The organism is Actinomycetota bacterium, assembly GCA_035765775.1.
Taxonomy (GTDB): Bacteria; Actinomycetota; CADDZG01; order JAHWKV01; family JAOPZY01; genus DASTWV01.
In genome coordinates this window covers 1-4,501 of the sequence record DASTWV010000006.1, presented here as the reverse complement: position 1 = coordinate 4,501, position 4,501 = coordinate 1, and the positions used below count along the sequence as shown (strand labels likewise).

The following is a 4,501-nucleotide window of genomic DNA, read 5'->3' as shown; positions in this document are numbered from 1 at the left end:
GGCCCTTCGAGGAGTGGGGCCGCTTCCTGCCCGAGGCGACCACCGCGGTCAGCCTGCTGGACCGCCTCACCCACCATCGCGTCCTGGTGTTGACCAGTGGGGAGTCCTACCGGATGCGGGAGGCCAAAGCCCGCGCCCAGGCGGGGGCTCCAGTGAAGGAGGAGGTGATCGCTCCCGCCAAGCCCTGACCCCCGTAGATGCTCAGGAGGTGGGGACTTTTAGTTGGCCACCAGTGGGGCGCGCGACTTGGCCATTGACAAAGAGAGAGGGACCAGGGACGGATAAGCCGCGTCATAGGCGTACATTAGTCTTAGTTGAAGTTGGTCAGATGCTGGAGATCCGTTCGGAAGAAGTGAGACGGCAGGAGTCGGCAGCAACGCGTTCCCCCAGTGTCCGGAGGGCTCGCGATTAGCACTAGCAACTATACGCGTTGTGTGGTGCTCAGACGGCTGGGGCCTGCTGCGGTCCCTTCGGGTGGAGTTCGGCCCTGCGGAACAGGTTCTTCAGGAACGTCGGGGGTGCAAAGCCCACCAGCAGGAGCGGCCCGGCCACCAGCGCCACGTACTGCAGCACGGTGAGGAGATGGGAGATCGTCTGGGCGCTGGGGTGGCCGAACAGCAGGCGCGGGAGCAGCCCGACCACGACGCAGAGCAGGAGGAAGCCGCTGCCGATCAGCAGCATGCGGAGCCGGGCGAGGCCGGCGGTGCGGAAGGCATAGGCGAGGAAGGCAACGGTCAGCAGGCCAAGGGATACGGCGAGGTAAGCCAGGATGTACCCCAGGTAGGTGCGGTAATTAATGGGGTTGTGGATGCCCGGGATCGACACGATCTGCGACGTCCGTCCGTCGAAGCGCAGATCCGGCCGCTCGATGAACGCCAGCACCACGTTCACTCCGGTGGCGGCCAGGAAAAAGGCTCGGACCCAGCGGGGGAAGCGGATGAAATCAGCCAGGAAGAGGAGGAATGCGTAGATGGCGAGATACATCATGGCGCCGGCGATGATGGTCTCCCACCGGGGCGCGGTCTGCCCTTTGGTCGAGTCGTAGATCGTGCTGGTGATCGCGCCCAGCAGGGAGGTGACCCCGAAGAGTCCTGCGGCCCAGGCCAGGTGGGCGGAACGGCGATCGCGCTCCCGGAACCATCCCAACAGGCAGCGCCCCGCCAGGGCTCCGAAGATCACCGCCTGGATGTAGCTGGTGGCCAACGTGGACGTCCTCATTGTTCCGGGTCTCCTCTTCGCAGTGCGTTATCCAAAGAACTTCTCGAACGCTGCCGTGCTGTCCCGCTCACCCTCGGTCGCTGTCCGACGCGCCAGCCATCCTTTGAGGAGCCTGGCGGCGCGGCGCACGACCCTTCCTCCTCACCGACCGAAGAATTCCCGGAACTTCTGCTCCGCCGGGACCGGCGCGCCGGACAGGACGCCCGACAGCCCGGAGAACTTGCCCTTGACGACCGCGCCCCCGCTGGTGATCTCGAACTCCACGAGGCTCTTGACATGGTCGCTCTCCCGCATCTTGACCACGACCAGGGCACGGTGGATCTCGGACTCCAACTCGGTGTAGCGCAGCAGCACGACGTTGTCCGCCACGAACGACAGGCCCCGGGCGAGTTCGAATGCCGGGCCGAAGAAGGCCTCGGTCTCGCTGGCCAGGACGACCGTCGCCCCCTCACCCCGCAGCGCCCCGACCAGGGACCACAGATAGTCCGGGAACCGGGGACCAGTGGCGGCATGGCTGAGCTCGCCGATGCTGTCGATCACGACCCGCCGAGCCCCGATGCCGGCCGCCGCCTGGTGGATCTGGGAGGCCACGACGTCCAGACCCATCTCCACCGGCTGGACATGCAATATGGCCAGCTGGCCCTTGGCGGTGGCCCCGCTCAGGTCCCAGCCGAAGTTGCGGGCCTTCTCCCGGAGCTGGCGCTCGCTCTCCTGGAAGGACACGTAGACGCACGGCTCCCCGCCTTTGAGTCCCTCGATCAGGAACTGGAGGGCGATGACGGTCTTGCCCGCACCCGAGGGGCCGGCAACGATCGTGGTGGTGCCGACCGGGATCCCGCCGTGGGTCATGGCGTCGAGGCCTTCGATCCCGGTCGAGACCCGGCCGCCGTTGCCCGGCGGTGGCGGTATCAGGCTGGCCTCCGGCCGGGGGAAGAGGGCGAGGCCGTCCGGGCCGATGCGGAAGGCGTGGCGCCCGGCGAGGTGGTCGGACCCGCGGAGCTTCGCCACGCGCAGCCAGCGCCGGTCCGTCAAGCCGCTCGGTTCGTTCGTCAGCAGGATGATGGCGTCGGCCACCGCGAACTCAGGGGCCGTCTGCATGTCGGCCTCTTCGTATTCGCCGACCAGGATCAGCAGGGTGTCGGTATGGGCGACCCGGCTCGCCAGGTCGTAGATCGAACGCCGGAAGCCCGGGCCCTCCGCCTCGTGGAGCGCCTTGCTCGAGTCGATGACCATCACGCCCGGCGAGGACTCGAACGCCTGCCGGGCAACCTCCGCCGCCACCTCAGCCGAGACCGGGTTGGGGGGATCGGCGAGCGAGGGGAGGTGATGGAACCGGATCCGCTCGCCGATCGCCTCCAGCGAGAAGAACGAGAAGCTCTGCAGATGGGAGACGAGCTTGGAGTGCGGCTCCGAGAGCGTCGTGTAGTAGATCGACGGCCGCGGGTTGGCGAAGCAGATCTGCTGGGCAAGGATCGTCTTGCCGGTCCCCGGGGCGCCGGCGATGACGACGAGGGAGCCGGGCGGGAACCCGCCTCCCAGCACCCGGTCGAGCGCGGCGATGCCGGTGGGCACGCGGCTCATGGGTGGACCCCGTTCAGGAGGGTGCCGACGGCCCGGGTCAGATCACCGATCAGGCAGGGCTTCGCCATCGCCAGGTTGGCGTTCCGGGCCAGGTGGGGGTTGGCGCTGAGCGCCACGATGGGGAGCGCCGCACACCCGGGCATCGCCCGGATCCGGTGGATGAGCTCGTTCCCATCCATCACCGGCATCATGAGGTCGGACACGACCAGCCGTGGCCGCCGTACCCGGATGGCCTCCAGAGCCGCTTGACCATCGGGCGCCTCGACGACGCGGTACCCGGCGGCCTCGAGGGCGACCCGCAGAAGCCAGCGGATGTCCGGCTCGTCGTCCACCACGAGGATGGTGGGCGGCTCGTCGACCGCCCAGGTGTCACACGTCCCGGCACTGAGGGGAGGTCCCGTGTCGGGCCGGAGCGTGACGTCGAATTCGGCGCCCGGAGGGTCGGCCTGCCGGTAAGTGATGGTGCCACCGAAGGACTCGACCAGCGCGAGCACGATGGCGAGGCCCAGCCCGTTGCCGCCGGGTTGGGCCCGGAATGGTTGGAACAGGTGCTGGACGAGGTGGGCGGGGACACCGGGGCCGTCGTCTTGGATGCGGAGCTGGACGCCCTCGTGCCCCGACCGGCCTTCGATTCGAACGTGGGAGCCGCCGTAGCGGTAGGCGTTGGAGAGGAGATTCACGAGGACCCTCTCCAGTCCCGGCTCAGTACCGAGGACATGGAGGGCTGAGGGGATGGCGACGCTCACCTGCACCCCGGGGGGTGGCTGCGCCAGCGTAAGGGCGCGCTCGACGGCGCTCGCCAGCTCGATCGTGCAGAGCTCCGGCGGGGCCTCGGCTCGCTGGATCCGATCGAGGTCAAGGGTCTCGTTGAGAAGGGCGACGAGGCGCTCCGCTTGGCGGTGGAGGCGGCGGACGACCTCGTCGAGTTGCTCGTCGGTCAGGGTGGCCCGCTGGTGGCACAGCGTCGACGCCAGGCCATAGATCACCGCAGCGGGCTGACGCAGTTCGTGGGCGGCGATCACCAGGACCTCGTTGAGACCCGCGGGTCGCGCCGACGCGATCGCCGCCGGTGCTGAGCCGTTGGCAGCTACCTCATCATGCCGGGCGATGCCCGACTCCCGAGCGACCATGTCTCTCCTGTCCATGATCGCCGCCGCGGGGCGGGATGGGAATAGCGCATCCGGACCAGGGACGGGGGATCTTCTGCCTAACCCGCGGCGCGCTGTATTGAAGTGGTCAGGCCCCGGCGACCCCGGTGCCGCCAACGTCTCCTGCCCGATGTGAGCCTGGCGGGAGCCGGTTCGCACCCTCCTGGGTAGCCAGGTCGGCATAGAGTGCACCCGTGGAGCGCATGGATCTTCCCGAGTCGCCTGAGCAGCTGGCAGACATTCTGTTGGACCAGAACTACCTCGCCGATCGCGGCCTGGCCACGGCAACGTTCCTGGCGCTGTGCCTCGGCCGCCCGCTGCTCCTGGAGGGCGAGGCCGGGGTCGGCAAGACCGAGCTGTCCAAGGCGATCGCCGCCGCCTTCGGGCTGCAGCTCATCCGGCTGCAGTGCTATGAGGGCATCGACGCCAACCAGGCCCTCTACGAGTGGGACTACACCCGCCAGCTCCTCTACGTCCGCACCCTGACGGAGTCCTCGCTGGGCGACAAGCAGGCGGTGGACGACATCTTCGGCCCCCGCTTCCTGGTGGAGCGC

General features: G+C 68.4%; 5 protein-coding genes. 2 read left to right on the top strand and 3 right to left on the bottom strand.

What is annotated here, in order from left to right; translation table 11 throughout:
* On the top strand, positions 1-188 hold a 188-nt coding region (locus VFW71_01085), incomplete at its 5' end, for an ATP-binding protein (GenBank protein HEU5001360.1).
* 253 nt (positions 189-441) lie between these two features.
* Here VFW71_01085 and VFW71_01080 read toward each other — a convergent pair.
* The 3 genes from VFW71_01080 to VFW71_01070 form a co-directional block, all read right to left on the bottom strand.
* A complete protein-coding gene (locus VFW71_01080; protein HEU5001359.1) occupies positions 442-1,218 on the bottom strand; it encodes a hypothetical protein in 777 nt (258 codons plus the stop codon).
* A gap of 141 nt (positions 1,219-1,359) precedes the next feature.
* Positions 1,360-2,799 (bottom strand): ATPase domain-containing protein, encoded by a 1,440-nt coding sequence (locus VFW71_01075; protein HEU5001358.1) that lies wholly within the window; start codon positions 2,797-2,799, stop codon positions 1,360-1,362.
* Positions 2,796-3,929 (bottom strand): hybrid sensor histidine kinase/response regulator, encoded by a 1,134-nt coding sequence (locus VFW71_01070; protein HEU5001357.1) that lies wholly within the window; start codon positions 3,927-3,929, stop codon positions 2,796-2,798. The genes VFW71_01075 and VFW71_01070 overlap by 4 nt, the downstream gene beginning before the upstream one ends.
* A gap of 221 nt (positions 3,930-4,150) precedes the next feature.
* Between VFW71_01070 and VFW71_01065 the strand changes: the two genes are divergently transcribed.
* The coding region (locus VFW71_01065; GenBank protein ID HEU5001356.1) for a MoxR family ATPase at positions 4,151-4,501 on the top strand (351 nt) is incomplete at its 3' end.

Coding starts and splice junctions, on each gene's coding strand:
- VFW71_01070 (HEU5001357.1), bottom strand. CDS start 3,929: ATGGTCGCTCGGGAGTCGGGCATCGCCCGGCATGATGAGGTAGCTGCC.
- VFW71_01075 (HEU5001358.1), bottom strand. CDS start 2,799: ATGAGCCGCGTGCCCACCGGCATCGCCGCGCTCGACCGGGTGCTGGGA.
- VFW71_01080 (HEU5001359.1), bottom strand. CDS start 1,218: ATGAGGACGTCCACGTTGGCCACCAGCTACATCCAGGCGGTGATCTTC.